This window comes from Streptomyces marincola, from assembly GCF_020410765.1.
In the GTDB taxonomy this organism is placed as follows: Bacteria; Actinomycetota; Actinomycetes; order Streptomycetales; family Streptomycetaceae; genus Streptomyces; species Streptomyces marincola.
On record NZ_CP084541.1, the window covers coordinates 4354060 to 4371696 of the forward strand.

A 17637-nucleotide genomic window follows, 5' to 3' on the forward strand; every position below is an offset into this window, starting at 1 on the left:
AGGTGCGCGGTTCCTGCGACACTGGGGGGTGATGAACGATCACTCACCGGCCGAAAGCCGTCGGCTGCTGGCCGACATCGATCTCGACGCCCTGCGCGCCAACGTCCGCGCGCTGCGCGAACGCGCCGCCGGCGGCGCCCGGTTGATGGCCGTGGTCAAGGCCGACGGGTACGGCCACGGCCTGCTGCCGTGCGCCAGGGCGGCGCGCGAGGCGGGCGCGGCGTGGCTCGGCACGGCCACGCCTGAGGAGGCGCTGGCGCTGCGCGCCGCGGGCGACACGGGACCGGTGCTGTGCTGGCTGTGGACGCCGGGCGGGCCGTGGCGCGAGGCGGTCGAGGCGGGCATCGACGTGTCGGTGAGCGGCCGGTGGGCCCTCGCGGAGGCGGAGGCGGCGGCGCGCGCGGCGGGCCGCGTCGCGCGCGTGCACCTGAAGGCCGACACGGGACTGGGCCGCAACGGCTCCCCGCCGGCCGACTGGCCCGACCTGGTGGCGGCGGCGCGGGCCGCGGAACGCGCGGGCACCGTCCGCGTCACCGGCCTGTGGTCGCACTTCGCGTGCGCGGACGAGCCGGGGCACCCCTCGATCGCGCGGCAGCAGGCGGCGTTCGCCGACGCGCTCGCGGTCGCCGCGCGCGCGGGGCTCGACCCCGAGGTGCGCCACCTGGCCAACTCACCGGCCACGCTGACGCTGCCGGAGGCGCACTACGACCTGGTCAGGCCGGGCGTCGCCGTGTACGGGCTGTCGCCCGCGCCGGAGATCGGCAGCCCCGCGGACCTCGGCCTGCGCCCGGTGATGACGCTGCGCGCGTTCCTCGCGTCGGTCAAACGGGTGCCGGGCGGGCACGGCGTCAGCTACGGGCACACCTACCGGACCTCGGGCGAGACCACGCTGGCGCTGGTGCCCGCCGGGTACGCGGACGGCGTTCCCCGGCACGCCTCGGGCACCGGGCCCGTTCTGGTGGCGGGCAAGTGGCGCACGATCGCGGGCCGGGTGGCCATGGACCAGTTCGTGGTCGACCTCGGCGGCGACCGGGCGCGGGCCGGGGACGAGGCGGTGCTGTTCGGTCCCGGCGACGCGGGGGAGCCGACCGCGGAGGACTGGGCCCGCGCCGCCGGGACCATCGGCTACGAGATCGTCACCCGCGTGGGGGCGCGCGTGCCGCGCGTGTACCGGGGGGAGCGCGCGGGGTGAGCTGGGCGCGCCGGGCGGGGATAGCGGGCGTCGCGCTCGGCGCGGTCGCGACGACCGTCGCGCTCGAACGCATGTCGGTGGGCCGGTCGGTGCGGCGGGAGGCGCGGCTGGCGCTGGACGCGGCCGGGCCCTACGGAACGCTGCGCGGCACGCCGGGCAGCGCGGCCACCGAGGACGGCGCCGCGCTGTACTACGAGGTGGAGGAGGTCGGCGCGGACACGCGCCCGGTCGCGCCGCGCCCCGGCGCCCCCGCGCCAGGCCCGCTGCCCGCCGCCGGCGAACCGGAGCCCGCCGCGGGCGGCCCCGAGCCCGCCGGGGAAGGACCGCGCGGCGCGGAGGAGCCGACGGTCGTCTTCTGCCACGGGTACTGCCTGCACCAGGACGTATGGCACTTCCAGCGGGCCGCGCTGCGCGGTCGCGTGCGCGCGGTGTATTGGGACCAGCGGGGGCACGGCCGTTCCGGGCGCGGGCGGCGGCTGCGGGACGGCGGCGAGCCGGTGAGCATCGACCAGCTCGGCCGGGACCTGAAGGCCGTGCTCGACGCCGCCGCGCCGCGGGGGCCGCTGGTGCTCGTGGGGCACTCGATGGGGGGCATGACGATCATGGCCCTGGCCGAGCAGTACCCGGACTTCGTGGCGCGCCGGGTCGCCGGCGTCGCCCTGGTGGCGACCTCGGCGGGCGACCTGGCGGACGTCACCTACGGCTTCCCCGCCGCCGCCGTCCGCGCGGTGCGGCGGGTGGTGCCCGGGGTGCTGCGCGCGCTCGGCTCGCAACAGGACCTGGTGGACCGCGCCCGGCGCGTCGCGGGTGACGTGTACGCCGGGCTCGTGCGCCGGTACTCGTTCGGGGAGCCGGACGCCGTCGACGCGGGGGTCGCGCGGTTCGCGGAACGGCTCATCGACTCGGTGCCGGTCGAGGTGGTCGCGGACTTCTACCCGGCGTTCGCCGAGCACGACAAGGAACGGGCGCTCGCGGTGCTCAACGGCCTCGCCGGAGCCCTGCCCGTGCTCGTGCTCGCGGCGGAACGGGACGAGGTGACGCCCGCCGCGCACAGCGACCGCATCGCCGCCGCGCTGCCGGGCGCGCGCCGGGTGGTGCTGCCGGGCGCCGGGCACCTGCTGCTCCTGGAACGGCCCGAGGAGGTCACCAAGGAGCTGGTCCGGCTGCTGGCGCGTAGCATCGCGTTCCATGGGTCAGCTGTCTGAGACGCCGGTGACCACGGCGTCGTTCACCGTCGGGGACGCCGAGCTGATGCGCGAGGCGGGCCGCCGCCTGGCCGCGCTGCTCAGGGCCGGGGACCTGGTGCTGCTCACCGGGCCGCTCGGCGCGGGCAAGACCACGCTGACGCGGGGCATCGGCGAAGGGCTCGGGGTGCGGGGCGCGGTGACGTCCCCGACGTTCGTCATCGCCCGCGTGCACCCGCCGCTCGGCGGCGGGCCGCCGCTGGTGCACGTGGACGCCTACCGGCTCGCGGGCGGGCTGGACGAGATGGAGGACCTGGACCTGGACGCGGAGCTGCCGGAGTCGGTGGTGGTCGTGGAGTGGGGCGAGGGCCGGGTCGAGGAACTGTCGGACGAGCGGCTGCACGTCGTCATCCGGCGCCCCGAGGGCGCGGAGGGCGCCGGGGAGGCAGAGGACGAGGGAACGGACGCGGCGCGTGAGGTGACGCTGACCGGCGTCGGCGCCCGCTGGCAGGGCGTCGGCCTGCGGCTGCTCGGCTGACCGGCCGGGGCAGGGGCGAGGGAACCTCCGGCGACGCCGGAGGACTCAGGGCACGACGATCACGGGAATGCCCGCCGTCGCGAACAGCCACATCGTGTCCCCGTCCGCGCGCGTCTGCCGGATCGCGCCCGTGCGCACGTCCGACTCCGGATCGGGGGTCGAGCCGTCGAGCGCGGCCGAGAAGCCGAACGCCACGCCCTCCGCGTCCTGGTGGAACCCGACGGTGTGCTCGGTCGGCACCCCGTCGGAGCCGTTGCCCTGCGCGGTGCGCCACTCCACCGCGTACTCGCCGGGCGGCGGGGACACCGAGCTGGGGAACACCGTGAAGGTGTCGGCCACGACCTCGCCCGTGCCGTCGTCGCTCAGGTCCACGAGCCACACCCGCCGCTGCTCAAGCGAGTAGACGACACGCTTGCCCGTCCCCGACTCGGCGGGCACGGGCGGCGGGCCCTCCTCGCCCTCCTCGCCGCCCGCGTCGCCCGAGGGGGAGGCGGAGTGCGAGGGGGCGGGGCTCGGCCCGTCGACGGCGGCCGACGCCTGGTAGGCGAAGAAGGCGACGACGGCGAGCGCGGCGGCGGTCAGCATGGCGACGAAGGCGCCGGAGCCGGAGCCGGAGGTATGGCGCGCCACTGTTCTGCCGATGCCTTTCGCGGGAGGGACCCACCGGTGGGGTCGAGGGGGGCGGGATCGGAGGGGGAGAAGCGTACGTCAGGGCGACGGTACCAGGGGCGCGGGCGCCGTCCGAGGAGCCTTAGGCTTGGCTCTCGTGCTGCTGCTCGCCCTCGACACCGCAACCCCGGCCGTCACCGTCGCGCTGCACGACGGGACCGGAACGCTCGCCGCGTCCGACGAGACCGACGCCCGCAGACACGGGGAGCTGCTGCTGCCCGCCGTCGACCGGGTGCTGACGGCCGCGGGCCGCGGCCTCGCGGAGGTGACGGACCTGGTGGTCGGCACAGGCCCCGGGCCCTACACCGGGCTGCGGGTGGGCCTGGCCACCGCGGCGGCGCTCGGCGCCGCGCGCGGGCTGCCGGTGCACGGGCTGTGCACGCTGGACGGCATCGCCTGGGCCACCGGGCTGAGCGAGCCGTTCGTCGTGGCCACCGACGCCCGGCGCAAAGAGGTCTACTGGGCGCGCTACGCCGACGCCCGCACGCGCGTCGAGGGCCCGGCCGTCGACCGGCCGGCCGACATCGCCGACCGGGTGGCCGGGCTGCCGGCCGTGGGCGCGGGCGCGCTGCTGTACCCGGACGCGTTCTCCGAGGTGCGCGCCGACCTGCCGCGGCACGCCTCGGCGGGCGCGCTGGCCGGCCTGGCGGCCGCCCTGCTGGCGGCGGGTGAGCCGCTCCAGCCGCCGGTGCCGCGCTACCTGCGCCGCCCGGACGCGCGGGTGCCGGCCGGGTACAAGGCGGTCACGCGCCCGTGAACGGCGGTCACGCGCCCGCGCACGGCGGGGACGGTGCCGGCGCGCTCCGCGAGATGCGCTGGTGGGACATCCCGGGGGTGCTCGCGCTCGAACGGGAGCTGTTCCCCGACGACGCCTGGTCGGAGGCCACCTACTGGTCCGAGCTCGCCCTGGCCCGGGGCCCGGGTCGGCGGCGCCACTACCTCGTGGCCGAGGCGGCGGGCGGCACGCTCGCCGGGTACGCGGGCCTGGGCGTGGCCGGCGGCACCGGCGAGGTGATGACCATCGGCGTCACCGGCGGCCACCAGGGCGCCGGTCTCGGCGGCCGGCTGCTCGGCGCGCTGCTCGACGCGGCGGCCGGCCCGTTCGCCTGCCACGAGGTGATGCTGGAGGTCAGGGTCGACAACGAGCGCGCCCGGCGGCTGTACCGGCGCTTCGGGTTCGCGCGGGTCGGCGTCCGCCGCGGCTACTACCAGCCGGGGAACCACGACGCGCTGGTCATGCGGCGCGCCCTGCCGCCCGGCGGGTCCCGTACCCCGGTACACAGCGAAGGAACGGAAGGGGGAGCGGGCGAGGATGGCTGACGAACCGCTCGTGCTCGGCATCGAGACGTCCTGCGACGAGACGGGCGTGGGCATCGTCCGGGGGCACACGCTCCTGGCCGACGCCGTCGCGTCCAGCGTGGACGACCACGCGCGCTACGGGGGCGTGGTGCCCGAGATCGCCAGCAGGGCGCACCTGGAGGCGATGGTTCCCACGATCGAACGGGCCCTGGCGCGGGCGGGCGTGAGCGCGCGCGACCTCGACGCCGTCGCGGTCACCGCGGGGCCCGGGCTCGCGGGCGCGCTGCTGGTCGGGGTCTCGGCGGCCAAGGCGTACGCCTACGCGCTGGGCAAGCCGCTGTACGGCGTCAACCACCTGGCCTCGCACGTGTGCGTCGACCAGCTGGAGCACGGGCCGCTGCCGCAGCCCGTGATGGCGCTGCTGGTCTCGGGCGGCCACTCCTCGCTGCTGCTCTCCCCGGACATCACCTCGGACGTGCGACCGCTCGGGGCGACGATCGACGACGCGGCGGGTGAGGCGTTCGACAAGGTGGCCCGCGTGCTCGGGCTCGGTTTCCCCGGCGGCCCGGTCATCGACCGGCTCGCGCGCGAGGGCGACCGGGACGCGGTGCGCTTCCCGCGCGGCCTCACCGGGCCGAGGGACGCGCCCTACGACTTCTCGTTCTCCGGGTTGAAGACGGCCGTGGCGCGCTGGGTCGAGGCGCGGCGCGCGGCGGGCGAGGACGTGCCGGTGGCCGACGTTGCCGCGTCGTTCCAGGAGGCCGTCACGGACGTGCTGACGCGCAAGGCCGTGCGCGCCTGCCGCGAGCAGGGCGTGGACCACCTGATGATCGGCGGCGGCGTCGCCGCGAACTCCCGGCTGCGCGCGATGGCCGAGGAACGGTGCGCCGCGGCCGGCATCACGCTGCGGGTGCCGCGCCCCGGCCTGTGCACCGACAACGGCGCGATGGTCGCGGCGCTCGGTGCCGAGATGGTCGCCCGGGGGCGTGCGCCCTCGGCGCTCGGCCTGCCGGCCGACTCCTCGCTCCCGGTGACCGAGCCGCACGTGCCGGCGGTGGGCCACCGGTGACCGTCACGCTGATGTGGGAGGCCAGGGCGGCGCGGGGGCGCGGCGCCGACCTGCTGGCGTGGGCGCGCGCGCAGCCGCTGGTGCCGGGGCCCGAGCGCCGGGAGACGTTCGTGGCGCCGGGCGACCGGGTGCTGGTGATCACGTGGTGGCCCGCGGAGCCCGGGGCCGCGGACCCGCCGGAGCTGCCCGACCCGCCGGCGGAGCTGCTGCACCGGCCGGTGCACCGCTGGCGGTTCACGCGCGTGCCGGACTGACCGGGCGCGCCCGCCTTCTCGCGGCGCGCGCCCGCGTTCTCAGGGCGCGGGCCGCCCGATCAGCGCGGTGGGCGCGTCCGCGACCCGGGTGAGGAACACCGTGGCGGCGGCGGGCCCGCGCGGTTTCAGGCGCGTGCGCAGCTCCTCGGGGGTGACCGCGAACCCGCGCTTCTTGACGGTCAGGTTCCCGACCTCGCGCTCGCGCAGATACGCCCGCAGCCGTTTCAGGTTGAACGGCATGACGTCGGTGATCTCGTAGGCCGTCGCGAACGGCATGGGGCGCAGCGCGTCGGCCGTCACGTAGGCGATCCGCGGGTCGAGGAGCCGGCCCTCGACCCGTTCCGCGACATCCGCGACCAGGCCCGCCCTGATGACGGCGCCGTCCGGCTCGTAGAGGTAGCGGCCCGGCGCGCCCGCCGGGGCCGGCCGCGCGGTCCCGGTCATGGAGTGGCCGCCGGGCAGGAGGGTGGCGCGGCGGGGGGCGGCGGGCTCCGCGCCGAACCACAGCACGGCCTCCTTGACCTCGCCGCGGTGCGAGACCCACTCCGCCTCCGCGCCGCCGGGCACGGCCTCGTGCGGCACGCCGGGCGCGACCTTCAGGGCGGCGTGCGGCACGCGGGAGGCGAGGCCGACGGCCCAGGAGAGCGGGGGCGCGTACGCCTCGGGGTCGAAGACCCGGCCGCCGCCGGTCCTGCGGCGCGCGGGGTCGACGAACGCGCCGTCGCAGCCGGAGACGTCCGTGTCCTCGACGGCGGCGCGGCGCACGGTGATCCGGTCGGCGAGGCCGAGGGCCGCGGCGTTGGCCTCGGCGACGGCGCAGGCGAGCGGCGAACGGTCCACGGCCAGCACGTCGATACCGGCCGCGGCCAGCGCGAGCGCGTCGCCGCCGATGCCGCAGCACAGGTCCGCGACGCGGCGCACGCCCCGCGCGGCGAAACGGCCGGCGCGCCAGGCGGCGACGGGGGCGCGGGTGGCCTGCTCCACGCCGTCGGCCGTGAAGAACATCCGCGCGGCGTCGGGGCCGAACTTCGCCGCCGCGCGCTCGCGCAGCCTGGCCTGCCCGATGGCCGCGGCGACCAGGGCGGGCGGGTGGTCGCGGCGCAGCCGGGTGGCGGCGGCCAGTTCGTCGGCCGGGGCGAGGCCCGCGACCGCGGCGAGCAGGTCACGGCCCCGGTCGGTCAGCAGGGCGCGGAAGGCGTCGAGTTCGGTTGCGGCCACACGGGTCATTCTCCCCGCGGGCCCGGAACGGCGCGCACGGGACCGTTCCCGGGGATGGCAGCATCCCGAGCCATGGGGATTATCAGACAAGTAAGACAAAACGATCGTCGGTTTCGCCGGGGAGTGCGGCGGTACGGCGCGCTCGGCGGCGCCGCGGTCCTCGCGCTTGTCTGCTCGGGGGCCGGCCTGCCGCCGCGCTTCCTCTCCGGCGATCGGGCGGAGGCGTGGGGCGGGGCCACCGTGGACGCCAACCCGCCCGCCGCGGTCGGCGCCGTCACGGCCTTCGGCCTGCCGCGCACCCGGGCGGTCGCGGAGGCGAAGGCCGCGTACGCCGACCGGCTCGAACGCGCGGAGGCGCGCCGCGTCGCCGCGGCGAAGCGCTGGGGGCTGCGCAAGGCGCCGTTGCGCGCGCCCGCGCCCCCGGAGCGCAAGCCGGAGCTTTCCACCGAGCCCGGGCACATCACGGGCTCCGGCCTGCCACCTGTGCTGGTCCGGGTGCCCACTGACGAGAAGGTGGTCTTCCTCACCGTCGACGACGGCGCGGAGAAGGACCGGGACCTGCTCGCCATGCTGCGCGAACTCGACGTCCCCTACAGCAGCTTCCTCACCGACTACGTGGCGCGGGACGACTACGGGTACTTCCGCGAGGCCCACCCGGACGGCACCGGGGTGCACAACCACACGGTGACCCACCCCGAGCTGCCCCGGCTCCCGTACGCCAAGCAGCGCGCCGAGATCTGCCGGCAGCAGGACATCCTCGAACGCGAGTTCGGTGTGCGCCCCGAGCTCTTCCGTCCCCCCTACGGCGCCTACGACCGCGACACGCTGCGCGCCGCGGCCTCGTGCGGCGTGACGGCCGTGCCCCTCTGGGCGGAGGAGGCGTTCCCCGACCGCATCGAGTGGGGGCGCGCCGACCGGAAGTTCCACCCGGGCGACATCATCCTCAGCCATTTCCGCGGCCCGGGGGAGTGGGACGGCGACATGGCGGACATGGTCCGCCGCGTGCTCGCCACCGCGACCGAGCAGGGCTTCGCCCTGGCCCGGCTGGAGGACTACCTCTAGGAACCTCGACCGGAGACATCGGTTCTGCCGTCCACGCCGGAAAGGTCCGCCCATGCCAGTCCCCGCCGAGTTCCCGGATCGCGCCCAGGGCGAGGGGCGCCCGCCGATGGACATGGACGCCTCGCCGCGCGATCGGGACGCGTCCCTGGTGTCGTCGCTGCCGTCGGTCGGAGCGGTCGCCCTCGGCGGCGCGGCCGGAGCGGGCGCCCGGTACGGGATGGAGCGTCTCTGGCCCGCCGGCGGCGGCGACCTGCCGTGGGCCGCCTTCGGTGTCAACGTCGCCGGTTGCGCGGTGATGGGCGTGGTGGTGGTGCTCTGCATGGAGGTGTGGACGGTGTCGCCGCTGGTGCGGCCGTTCCTGGCGACGGGCTTCCTCGGCGGGTTCACCACGCTGTCCACGTACGCCGCGGACACGGAGCGGCTGGCCCGGCTCGGTGAGCCGGGGGCGGCGCTGCTGTACTACGCGGCCACGCTCGCGGCGGCTCTGGCCGCGGTGGCGCTGTCCTCGTCGCTCACGAGGCGGATCGCCTCGGCCCTGCGGGCGGGGGCGCGCGGGTGAACCTCCTGCTGGTGCTCATCGGAGGCGCGGCGGGAGCCTCGGCGCGGTTCCTCATCGACCGGGCGGTGCAGCGCGGGCAGGCCACGGAGTTCCCCTGGGGCACCTTCGCGGCCAACACGCTGGGCTGCCTCCTGGTCGGCGTGCTCACCGGAGCGGTGCTGGCGCAGGCCGCCACGGAACGGGTGTACCTGCTCGTGGGCACGGGCCTGTGCGGGGCGCTCACGACCTACTCGACGTTCGCCTGGGAGACCGTGCACCTGGCGCGGTCGGGGCAGACGGTCCGCGCGGCCGGCAGCGCCGCCTCCACCGTGCTGGCCGGTCTGGGAGCCGTGCTGATCGGGCTGACCGCCGCCCGCGTCCTCTGGCCGTGAGCCGTGAGCCGTGAGCCGCGCCCGCCCGCTGTCCCGGGCGGCGCGGGCGCGCACCTGCCCGCCATACGGGGTCCTCACCCGCGCACGTCAGGCGAGCCACGGGCGCCCGACCCCGCCGATCCCGATGCTCGGGTCGAGCGGCGCCGCAGGGCCGCTCCACCCCGTTCCGCACCCCCATGGAGGCCCCGTGCCCGCACTTCCGCCGCCCCCGACCCCGTACCTGGAGCCCGCCGCCAGAGAACTGACCGAGGCGACCGCTCCCCACCCCCGCATCTACGAAGTGCCGCCGGAGCAGGGGCGCGACATCCTGCTCGGGTTGCAGAGCGGCGAAGGCGTGGAGCGCCCGGACGTCGATGAGGACTGGGTGACCGTCGACGCCGGGGAGTTCGGGCAGGTCCGTACCCGGATCATCAAGCCCCGGGGGGTCACCGAGCCGTTGCCCGTGGTGTTCTACATCCACGGCGCCGGCTGGGTGTTCGGTGACGAGAAGACGCATGACCGGCTCTTCCGCGAGCTCGTGGTGGGAGCGGGCGCGGCGGGCGTCTTCCCGGTCTACGACCGGGCGCCGGAAGCCAGGTACCCCACCCAGGTGGAACAGAACTACGCCGTCGGCCAGTGGGTCGCGGGGCACGGCTCCGCGCACGGCCTGGACACGTCGCGGATCGCCGTGACAGGTGAGTCGGTCGGCGGCTGCATGGCCACGGTCTTCGCGCTGATGAACAAGGAGCGCGGCGGACTCGACCTCAAGGCGCAGGTCCTGCTCTACCCGGTGGCGGACGCCGACTTCGAGACGGCCTCGTACCAGCAGTTCGCCGACGGCTACTACCTGACCCGCGACGGCATGATCTGGTTCTGGGACCACTACGCCCCCGACCGGGAACGCCGCTCGGAACCGTACGCCTCGCCACTCCGCGCGAGCATCGACCAGCTCAAGGGGCTGCCCAGGACGCTCGTCATCACCGACGAGGCCGATGTGCTGCGCGACGAGGGGGAGGCCTACGCGGCCAAGCTGCGCGAGGCGGGAGTGGACGTCACGGCCGTCCGGGTGGCGGGGATGGTCCACGACTTCCTGCTTCTGGACAGCCTGCGGGACACCCGCGCGGCGAACGTCGCCCGGCACCTGGCCATCGACGCGCTGCGCTCCGCACTGCACGAGAGCTGAGCCCCCGCCCCCGGCTTCCCGCGCCCGCCGCCGGCCCTGGCCCGCGCCCCCGCCCCTGATCACCCGCCGTCTGCCTCGTCCGCGGCTCCGTGCGGAGGCGGGGGCTCCGGCGCGTCCGTCCCCGGACGCGCCGGGGGGCGCGCCGGGGCGCAGGGGGGGCGCAACGGGTCAACCGCCCCCGGTCAACGGGCGTTTCGGGTGCTCACGCGCCGTTCGCGACGGGTGTCCGCCGCGGGTGGCTGGCACTCTAGTTGACTGAGTGCTAACCGCCGCATAGTCTCGACGCTGGCACTCTCCCTACGGGAGTGCCAGATCGCGCGACAGGCGGACCCGGCACCCGCGACGACGGGTTCACCACGTCGCCATCCAGCCATAGAAAACCCCGTGAGATCTCCGAAGGGGGAGGTCGGATCGTGACGACCGCCAGCTCCAAGGTTGCCATCAAGCCGCTTGAGGACCGCATCGTGGTCCAGCCGCTCGACGCCGAGCAGACCACGGCCTCGGGCCTGGTCATTCCCGACACGGCCAAGGAGAAGCCCCAGGAGGGCACCGTCCTCGCCGTCGGTCCCGGCCGCTTCGAGGACGGCAACCGCCTGCCGCTCGACGTGAAGGTCGGCGACATCGTGCTGTACAGCAAGTACGGCGGCACCGAGGTGAAGTACAACAACGAGGAGTACCTCGTCCTCTCCGCTCGTGACGTGCTGGCGATCATCGAAAAGTGATCGCACCGCGCCCTGGTCCCCCCGGCCGACACAGCCGCGGGCGCCCGGGGCGCGGTCTCGTTTCTCCGAAGAACGCAAGGGACATCCACACCCATGGCGAAGATCCTGAAGTTTGACGAGGACGCCAGGCGCGCCCTCGAACGCGGCGTCAACCAGCTCGCCGACGCGGTCAAGGTGACCATCGGTCCCCGCGGCCGGAACGTCGTCATCGACAAGAAGTTCGGCGCGCCGACCATCACCAACGACGGCGTCACCATCGCGCGCGAGGTCGAGTCCGAGGACCCGTACGAGAACCTGGGCGCGCAGCTGGTGAAGGAGGTGGCGACCAAGACCAACGACATCGCGGGTGACGGCACCACCACCGCCACCGTTCTGGCGCAGGCGCTCGTCCGCGAGGGTCTGCGCAACGTGGCCGCCGGCGCCTCCCCCTCCGGGCTCAAGCGCGGCATCGACGCGGCCGTCGAGGCCGTCGCCGAGGACCTGCGCGCCAGCGCCCGGCCGATCGACTCCAAGGAGGACATCGCGGCCGTCGCCGCGCTGTCCGCCCAGGACAAGCAGGTCGGCGAGCTGATCGCCGAGGCCATGGACAAGGTGGGCAAGGACGGTGTGATCACCGTCGAGGAGTCCCAGACCTTCGGGCTCGACCTGGACTTCACCGAGGGCATGGCCTTCGACAAGGGCTACCTGTCGCACTACATGGTCACCGACCAGGAGCGCATGGAGGCCGTCCTCGACGACCCCTACATCCTGATCCACCAGGGCAAGATCTCCTCCATCCAGGACCTGCTGCCGCTGCTGGAGAAGATCATGCAGTCCGGCGGCTCGCGCCCGCTGCTGATCGTCGCCGAGGACGTGGAGGGCGAGGCGCTGTCCACCCTCGTCGTCAACAAGATCCGCGGCACGTTCAACTCCGTCGCGGTCAAGGCCCCCGGCTTCGGTGACCGCCGCAAGGCGATGCTCGGCGACATGGCCACCCTCACCGGCGGCACCGTGATCTCCGAGGAGGTCGGCCTCAAGCTCGACCAGGCCGGTCTCGACGTGCTCGGCACCGCGCGCCGCGTGACCATCACCAAGGACGACACCACCATCGTCGACGGCGCGGGCAAGGCCGCCGACATCGAGGCCCGGGTCGCGCAGATCCGCGCCGAGATCGACGCGACCGACTCCGACTGGGACCGCGAGAAGCTCCAGGAGCGGCTCGCGAAGCTGGCCGGCGGCGTGTGCGTCATCCGCGTCGGCGCGGCGACCGAGGTGGAGCTGAAGGAGAAGAAGCACCGCCTTGAGGACGCCATCTCGGCCACCCGCGCGGCGGTCGAGGAGGGCATCGTCCCCGGCGGCGGCGCCTCCCTGGTCCACTCCGCCAAGGTGCTTGAGGACGGCCTCGGCAAGACCGGCGACGAGGCCACCGGCGTGGCGATCGTGCGCCGCGCCGCTGTCGAGCCGCTGCGCTGGATCGCCGAGAACGCGGGCCTCGAAGGCTACGTGATCACCTCCAAGGTGGCCGAGCTGGACAAGGGCCACGGCTACAACGCGGCCACCGGCGTGTACGGCGACCTCGTCGGGGACGGCGTGATCGACCCGGTCAAGGTGACCCGTTCCGCCCTCCAGAACGCGGCCTCGATCGCGTCCCTGCTGCTCACCACCGAGACCCTGGTGGTGGAGAAGAAGGAAGAGGAGCCGGAGCAGGCCGGCGGCCACAGCCACGGTCACTCGCACTGACCCGGGCGCTTCCGCGCTTCGCGGGCCCGGGCCACCGCCTTCACCTGCGGTGGCCCGGGCCCGTTCTCAGTCTCCCTGCCGAATCGTTTCCCCCAGCGCGCCGCCGCGTCCCGCCGCCGGCTGCCTCCCGTGGCCGCCGGCCGCGCCGTGCCGCGGGCCGAACCTGCGGCCCGCCCGGGACGAGATGGCGCCGAGCGCGCCGCGCGGCGCCAGCCGGGCCGCCGCCATCAGGACCTTGTACCTGGGGTCGGGAACGCTGACCGTCCGCCGCCTCGCCAGGTCACGCAGCGCCGCGTCCACCACGCGGTCCGCGTCCAGCCACATCCACCCGGGGATGTTGTCCGTGCCGAGGCCGGCCCGCTCGTGGAACTCGGTGCGCACGAACCCGGGGCACAGCGCCATCAGGCGCACCCCGCTGCCCGCGAGGTCGTGGGCCGCGCCCTCGGTGAACCGGACCACCCACGCCTTCGACGCGCCGTAGGTGCCGCGCGGCAGGAACGCGGCCACCGAGGCCACGTTCACCACGCCGCCCCGGCCGCGCTGCCGCATCGGCCCCGCGGCTGCCGTCGTCAGGCGAAGCACCGCCTCGCAGTGCACCGTGAGCATCCGCAGCTCGTCGGCCACCGGCACCTCCAGGTAGGCGCCCTTCTGCCCGAAGCCCGCGTTGTTGATCAGCAGGTCCACCGGGCGGCGCGGATCGGACAACCGCGCCTCGACCGCGGCGATGCCCTCGTCGGACGCCAGGTCGGCCCGGAGCACGGCCGCCTCCACTCCGTGCCGGTCGTGCAGCTCGGCGGCCTGCCGCCGCAGCGCCCCGGCGTCGCGGGCCACCAGCACCAGGTCGTGCCGGTCGCGGGCCAGCCGACGGGCGAACGCGGCGCCGATCCCGGACGTCGCTCCCGTCACCAATGCAGTTGTCATACCACGACCGTAGTGGGCGCCGGGGCGCGCCCGACGCGGGCGGGGCGGGTCCGCGGCTACGGCCTGGCCCTGCGCGCGCCGGCGTCCACCAGGTCACGGCGGGCCCGGCCGAGCAGCTCCTCGCGCTCGTCCTCCGTCAGGCCGCCCCACACGCCGTACGGCTCGCGCACCGACAGGGCGTGCGCCGCGCACTCGGCCCGCACCGGGCAGCGCATGCACACTTCCTTCGCCGCTTCTTCGCGGGAGCTGCGCGCGGCGCCGCGCTCCCCCTCCGGGTGGAAGAACAGTGAGCTGTCCACGCCCCGGCAGGCGGCCAGCAGTTGCCAGTCCCACAGGTCGGCGTTGGGGCCAGGAAGGCGGGAGAAATCTGCCATGACAGTGTCCCATCGTCATCGAGGCTGGAGGAAGGGATGTAAATATGACTACCAGCTGAATATAGCGCTATCCCCTCCAAGTCGGTCCATAAGCCCTTGAAAGGGCAAAAACGGATGTTCGGCGTGTTTAGCCGGTGCCGCGACGGCGTGACGATGCGGTCACGTACAGTGCTGCTGCTGTGAGGTTGGAGGCCGTAACTCTTTCGGGTGACCGTCGTTGAGAGGGCGGAGGCGGTTGACACGGCTTGTCAATCGCACAGGTGACGACACACGACTGCCTGGAGGCTCAAGTGCGCATCAGCTGCGGAGGGCGACCATGACTTCCGTCCTTGTCTGCGACGACTCCCCGCTCGCCCGGGAGGCGCTCCGCCGCGCGGTCGCGACCGTGCCCGGCGTCGAGCGGGTCACGACGGCCGCCAACGGCGAGGAGGTCCTGCGCCGCTGGGGTGCCGACCGTTCCGACCTGATTCTGATGGACGTCCGAATGCCCGGCCTCGGCGGAGTGGAAACCGTGCGCCGGCTTCTTTCCGCCGACCCCGGCGCGCGCATCATCATGCTGACCGTCGCGGAGGACCTCGACGGCGTGGCGCTGGCCGTGGCCGCGGGCGCCCGCGGCTACCTGCACAAGGACGCGTCCCGCGCCGAGCTGCGCGCGACGGTCACCCAGGCGCTGGCCGACCCGACCTGGCGGCTGGCGCCGCGGCGGCTGCGTTCCTCGGACATGGGTGCCGCCCCGACCCTGACCGCGCGCGAGATCCAGGTGCTCGAAGGGATGAGCCACGGCCGTTCCAACGCCGAGATCGGACGTGAGCTTTTTCTCTCCGAGGACACGGTCAAGACGCACGCCCGCAGGCTGTTCAAGAAGCTCGGTGCCTCGGACCGCGCGCACGCCGTCGCGCTGGGGTTCCGCTGGGGACTCGTCCGCTGAACGAGAGGACCGGACGGGGACGCGGCCACGGGCGGCACCCCGTCCGGTGAGGTGCGGTCGCCCAAAAGAATCCTGGTTGACGCATCCTTGGAAGTATGACGCTCCTTGGGGACGAGTCGACCAGGTGCGAGGGGAGGGCCCGGGACATGTCGTTCGGCACTCCCGCGCACAACGCTCCCGCCGCATATAACGCTTCGGTGCACAACTCCGCCCGCGGTGGTCCGGAAGCCGCGGCGACGGTGCACCATGGACCGATGCGCGATGACGAGGCGACGGCGATCGGCACGCTCGTACATCGCGCGGCCGAAGGGGACGCGCAGGCCACACACGATCTGCTGGCCCACGTGCACCCGCTCGCGTTGCGCTACTGCCGCATGCGCCTGGCCCGGCTGCCCGGCGAGGCCAGGCACTTCGTGGACGACCTCGCGCAGGAGGTCTGCCTCGCGGTGCTGTGCGCGCTCCCGCGCTACCGGGACACCGGGAGACCGTTCGACGCCTTCGTCGTGGCCATCGCGCAGCACAAGGTGGCCGACCTGCAACGGGCCGCGCTGCGCGGTCCCGGCAGCACCGCCGTGCCCTCGGACGAGATGCCGGAACGCCCCGACGACTCGCTCGGGCCCGAGGAGCGGGCGCTGCTGAGCAGCGACGCCGAATGGGCCCGCACCCTGCTGGCCAGCCTGCCCGCCCACCTGCGCGAGCTGGTGCTGCTCCGGGTCGCGATCGGGCTGACCGCGGAGGAGACGGGGCAGAAGCTCGGCATGTCCCCCGGTGCGGTGCGCGTGGCGCAGCACCGCGCGCTGAGCAGGCTGCGGGCGCTGGCCGGGCGCTGAGCCATCCCGGTGATGGCCGTAGCATGGGAAGCGCATGCGGGTAGCGCTGGAAAGGCTGTCATGACTGATTACGCGGGTGAGGTGCCGGAGAAGTTCGCGGCGCTCGGGCTGACCTTCGACGACGTGTTGCTGCTGCCCGGCGCGGCGAACATGGAGCCGGGCGACATCGACACCTCATCGCGCGTCTCCCGCAACGTGCGCGTGCGCGTGCCGCTGCTCTCCGCCGCGATGGACCGGGTGACCGAGGCGCGCATGGCCATCGCCATGGCGCGCCAGGGCGGGGTGGGCGTCCTGCACCGCAACCTCTCGGTGGAGGAGCAGGCCGCGCAGGTCGACCGGGTGAAGCGGTCCGAGGCCGGCATGGTCACCGACCCCATCACGATCCGCCCCGACGCCACGCTGCGCGAGGCCGACGAGCTGTGCGGCCGGTTCCGGATCAGCGGGGTGCCCGTGACCGACGCGGGCGGGCGGCTGCTCGGCATCGTCACCAACCGTGACATGGCGTTCGAGCCGGACCGCAGCCGCCAGGTGCGCGAGGTCATGACGCCGATGCCGCTGGTCACCGGCAAGGTCGGGATCTCCGGCCCGGACGCGATGGAGCTGCTGCGGCGCCACAAGATCGAGAAGCTGCCGCTGGTGGACGGCGAGGGCCTGCTCAAGGGCCTGATCACCGTCAAGGACTTCGTCAAGGCCGAGCAGTACCCGAACGCGGCGAAGGACGCGGAGGGGCGCCTGATCGTCGGCGCGGCCGTCGGGGTCGCGGGCGACGCCTACGACCGCGCGCAGGCGCTGATCGAGGCGGGGGTCGACTTCATCGTGGTCGACACCGCGCACGGCCATTCCCGGCTCGTTCCCGACATGGCCGCCAAGATCAAGTCCAACCACGGCGACGTGGACGTCGTCGCGGGCAACGTGGCGACCCGCGACGGCGCGCAGGCGCTGGTCGACGCGGGTGTGGACGGCATCAAGGTCGGGGTCGGCCCCGGCTCCATCTGCACCACCCGCGTGGTCGCCGGCATCGGCGTGCCGCAGGTGACCGCGATCTACGAGGCGTCGCTCGCGGCGCGCGAGGCGGGCATCCCCGTGATCGGGGACGGCGGCCTCCAGTACAGCGGCGACATCGCCAAGGCCCTGGTCGCGGGGGCGGACACGGTCATGCTCGGCAGCCTGCTCGCCGGGTGCGAGGAGTCGCCGGGCGAGCTGCTGTTCATCAACGGCAAGCAGTTCAAGTCCTACCGCGGGATGGGCTCCCTCGGCGCCATGCAGTCGCGCGGGGAGCGGCGTTCCTACTCCAAGGACCGCTACTTCCAGAACGAGGTCTCCGACGACGACAAGCTGATCCCCGAGGGCGTCGAGGGCCAGGTGCCCTACCGAGGGCCGCTCGCCTCCGTGGTGCACCAGCTCGTCGGCGGTCTGCACCAGTCGATGTACTACCTCGGCGGGCGGACGGTCCCGGAGATCAAGGAGCACGGCAGGTTCGTGCGCATCACCTCGGCCGGGCTCAAGGAGAGCCACCCGCACGACATCCAGATGACGACCGAGGCACCGAACTACTCGCGGCGCTAG

General features: G+C 74.5%; 20 protein-coding genes. 16 read left to right on the forward strand and 4 right to left on the reverse strand.

Going from position 1 to position 17637, the window contains the following annotated elements; all coding sequences use genetic code 11:
* Nucleotides 1-31: 31 nt before the first annotated feature.
* The 3 genes from alr to tsaE are packed head-to-tail and all read left to right on the forward strand — an operon-like array spanning nt 32 to nt 2914.
* The gene (alr, locus tag LC193_RS19195) at nt 32-1192 is read left to right on the forward strand and encodes an alanine racemase (protein WP_226075844.1); all 1161 of its coding nucleotides are present in this window, start codon (nt 32-34) and stop codon (nt 1190-1192) included.
* Nucleotides 1189-2397: an alpha/beta fold hydrolase gene (locus tag LC193_RS19200; RefSeq protein ID WP_226075845.1), complete on the forward strand. Its 1209-nt coding sequence runs from the start codon at nt 1189-1191 to the stop codon at nt 2395-2397. Before alr ends, LC193_RS19200 begins: the two co-directional genes overlap by 4 nt.
* A complete protein-coding gene (gene tsaE, locus LC193_RS19205; RefSeq protein WP_404819440.1) occupies nt 2381-2914 on the forward strand; it encodes a tRNA (adenosine(37)-N6)-threonylcarbamoyltransferase complex ATPase subunit type 1 TsaE in 534 nt (177 codons plus the stop codon). Before LC193_RS19200 ends, tsaE begins: the two co-directional genes overlap by 17 nt.
* 45 nt (nt 2915-2959) lie before the next feature.
* Here tsaE and LC193_RS19210 read toward each other — a convergent pair whose 3' ends face one another.
* Entirely contained in the window at nt 2960-3499 is a 540-nt protein-coding gene (locus LC193_RS19210) for a hypothetical protein (protein WP_404819543.1), read from the reverse strand.
* 181 nt (nt 3500-3680) lie between these two features.
* Here LC193_RS19210 and tsaB point away from each other — a divergent pair, with 181 nt between their 5' ends.
* From tsaB to LC193_RS19230, 4 genes are read left to right on the forward strand one after another with little or no spacing between them, the layout of a single operon-like run.
* On the forward strand, nt 3681-4340 hold the full coding sequence (gene tsaB, locus LC193_RS19215; protein WP_226078741.1) for a tRNA (adenosine(37)-N6)-threonylcarbamoyltransferase complex dimerization subunit type 1 TsaB: 660 nt from the start codon (nt 3681-3683) through the stop codon (nt 4338-4340).
* Nucleotides 4341-4393: 53 nt separating this feature from the next.
* Nucleotides 4394-4903: a ribosomal protein S18-alanine N-acetyltransferase gene (gene rimI / locus LC193_RS19220; RefSeq protein WP_226078743.1), complete on the forward strand. Its 510-nt coding sequence runs from the start codon at nt 4394-4396 to the stop codon at nt 4901-4903.
* Entirely contained in the window at nt 4896-5951 is a 1056-nt protein-coding gene (gene tsaD / locus LC193_RS19225) for a tRNA (adenosine(37)-N6)-threonylcarbamoyltransferase complex transferase subunit TsaD (protein ID WP_226075848.1), read from the forward strand. The genes rimI and tsaD overlap by 8 nt, the downstream gene beginning before the upstream one ends.
* Nucleotides 5948-6205, forward strand: coding sequence for a hypothetical protein (locus tag LC193_RS19230; RefSeq protein ID WP_226075850.1), 258 nt, complete (start codon nt 5948-5950; stop codon nt 6203-6205). Before tsaD ends, LC193_RS19230 begins: the two co-directional genes overlap by 4 nt.
* A 39-nt stretch (nt 6206-6244) precedes the next feature.
* On the opposite strand, the gene LC193_RS19235 is transcribed toward LC193_RS19230, so the two are convergent.
* Nucleotides 6245-7432 (reverse strand): THUMP-like domain-containing protein, encoded by a 1188-nt coding sequence (locus LC193_RS19235; protein WP_226075852.1) that lies wholly within the window; start codon nt 7430-7432, stop codon nt 6245-6247.
* Nucleotides 7433-7504: 72 nt separating this feature from the next.
* Here LC193_RS19235 and LC193_RS19240 point away from each other — a divergent pair, with 72 nt between their 5' ends.
* The 6 genes from LC193_RS19240 to groL all read left to right on the forward strand — a co-directional run bounded on the left by LC193_RS19240 (nt 7505) and on the right by groL (nt 13018).
* The gene (locus LC193_RS19240) at nt 7505-8485 is read left to right on the forward strand and encodes a polysaccharide deacetylase family protein (protein ID WP_404819544.1); all 981 of its coding nucleotides are present in this window, start codon (nt 7505-7507) and stop codon (nt 8483-8485) included.
* Nucleotides 8486-8537: 52 nt separating this feature from the next.
* Nucleotides 8538-9044, forward strand: a complete 507-nt coding sequence (locus tag LC193_RS19245; protein ID WP_226075855.1) for a fluoride efflux transporter FluC — start codon at nt 8538-8540, stop codon at nt 9042-9044.
* On the forward strand, nt 9041-9415 hold the full coding sequence (gene crcB / locus LC193_RS19250) for a fluoride efflux transporter CrcB (RefSeq protein ID WP_226075857.1): 375 nt from the start codon (nt 9041-9043) through the stop codon (nt 9413-9415). Before LC193_RS19245 ends, crcB begins: the two co-directional genes overlap by 4 nt.
* Nucleotides 9416-9602: 187 nt before the next feature.
* Nucleotides 9603-10577, forward strand: coding sequence for an alpha/beta hydrolase (locus LC193_RS19255; protein WP_226075860.1), 975 nt, complete (start codon nt 9603-9605; stop codon nt 10575-10577).
* A gap of 413 nt (nt 10578-10990) precedes the next feature.
* Nucleotides 10991-11299 (forward strand): co-chaperone GroES, encoded by a 309-nt coding sequence (gene groES / locus LC193_RS19260; RefSeq protein ID WP_077059501.1) that lies wholly within the window; start codon nt 10991-10993, stop codon nt 11297-11299.
* A 93-nt stretch (nt 11300-11392) separates the two neighbouring features.
* The gene (gene groL, locus LC193_RS19265) at nt 11393-13018 is read left to right on the forward strand and encodes a chaperonin GroEL (protein ID WP_226075862.1); all 1626 of its coding nucleotides are present in this window, start codon (nt 11393-11395) and stop codon (nt 13016-13018) included.
* Between the two features lie 66 nt (nt 13019-13084).
* Here the strand turns inward: groL and LC193_RS19270 are convergent, their stop codons facing one another.
* Nucleotides 13085-13939, reverse strand: a complete 855-nt coding sequence (locus LC193_RS19270; protein ID WP_226075864.1) for an SDR family NAD(P)-dependent oxidoreductase — start codon at nt 13937-13939, stop codon at nt 13085-13087.
* 56 nt (nt 13940-13995) lie between these two features.
* Nucleotides 13996-14313, reverse strand: coding sequence for a WhiB family transcriptional regulator (locus LC193_RS19275; protein WP_086158528.1), 318 nt, complete (start codon nt 14311-14313; stop codon nt 13996-13998).
* A 316-nt stretch (nt 14314-14629) separates the two neighbouring features.
* Between LC193_RS19275 and LC193_RS19280 the strand changes: the two genes are divergently transcribed.
* The 3 genes from LC193_RS19280 to guaB all read left to right on the forward strand — a co-directional run bounded on the left by LC193_RS19280 (nt 14630) and on the right by guaB (nt 17637).
* Entirely contained in the window at nt 14630-15241 is a 612-nt protein-coding gene (locus tag LC193_RS19280) for a response regulator transcription factor (RefSeq protein ID WP_019431595.1), read from the forward strand.
* 254 nt (nt 15242-15495) lie between these two features.
* Nucleotides 15496-16071 (forward strand): RNA polymerase sigma factor ShbA, encoded by a 576-nt coding sequence (gene shbA / locus LC193_RS19285; protein ID WP_086158526.1) that lies wholly within the window; start codon nt 15496-15498, stop codon nt 16069-16071.
* 60 nt (nt 16072-16131) lie between these two features.
* Nucleotides 16132-17637, forward strand: a complete 1506-nt coding sequence (gene guaB / locus LC193_RS19290) for an IMP dehydrogenase (protein WP_226075866.1) — start codon at nt 16132-16134, stop codon at nt 17635-17637.

Excerpts from the sequence above, each read along its gene's own strand:
- LC193_RS19235 (WP_226075852.1), bottom strand. The coding sequence starts at position 7,432 with ATGACCCGTGTGGCCGCAACCGAACTCGACGCCTTCCGCGCCCTGCTG.
- guaB (WP_226075866.1), top strand. The coding sequence starts at position 16,132 with ATGACTGATTACGCGGGTGAGGTGCCGGAGAAGTTCGCGGCGCTCGGG.
- groL (WP_226075862.1), top strand. The coding sequence starts at position 11,393 with ATGGCGAAGATCCTGAAGTTTGACGAGGACGCCAGGCGCGCCCTCGAA.
- LC193_RS19275 (WP_086158528.1), bottom strand. The coding sequence starts at position 14,313 with ATGGCAGATTTCTCCCGCCTTCCTGGCCCCAACGCCGACCTGTGGGAC.
- alr (WP_226075844.1), top strand. The coding sequence starts at position 32 with ATGAACGATCACTCACCGGCCGAAAGCCGTCGGCTGCTGGCCGACATC.
- rimI (WP_226078743.1), top strand. The coding sequence starts at position 4,394 with ATGCGCTGGTGGGACATCCCGGGGGTGCTCGCGCTCGAACGGGAGCTG.
- tsaD (WP_226075848.1), top strand. The coding sequence starts at position 4,896 with ATGGCTGACGAACCGCTCGTGCTCGGCATCGAGACGTCCTGCGACGAG.
- LC193_RS19270 (WP_226075864.1), bottom strand. The coding sequence starts at position 13,939 with ATGACAACTGCATTGGTGACGGGAGCGACGTCCGGGATCGGCGCCGCG.
- shbA (WP_086158526.1), top strand. The coding sequence starts at position 15,496 with ATGCGCGATGACGAGGCGACGGCGATCGGCACGCTCGTACATCGCGCG.
- LC193_RS19280 (WP_019431595.1), top strand. The coding sequence starts at position 14,630 with ATGACTTCCGTCCTTGTCTGCGACGACTCCCCGCTCGCCCGGGAGGCG.
- tsaE (WP_404819440.1), top strand. The coding sequence starts at position 2,381 with ATGGGTCAGCTGTCTGAGACGCCGGTGACCACGGCGTCGTTCACCGTC.
- LC193_RS19210 (WP_404819543.1), bottom strand. The coding sequence starts at position 3,499 with ATGCTGACCGCCGCCGCGCTCGCCGTCGTCGCCTTCTTCGCCTACCAG.
- LC193_RS19245 (WP_226075855.1), top strand. The coding sequence starts at position 8,538 with ATGCCAGTCCCCGCCGAGTTCCCGGATCGCGCCCAGGGCGAGGGGCGC.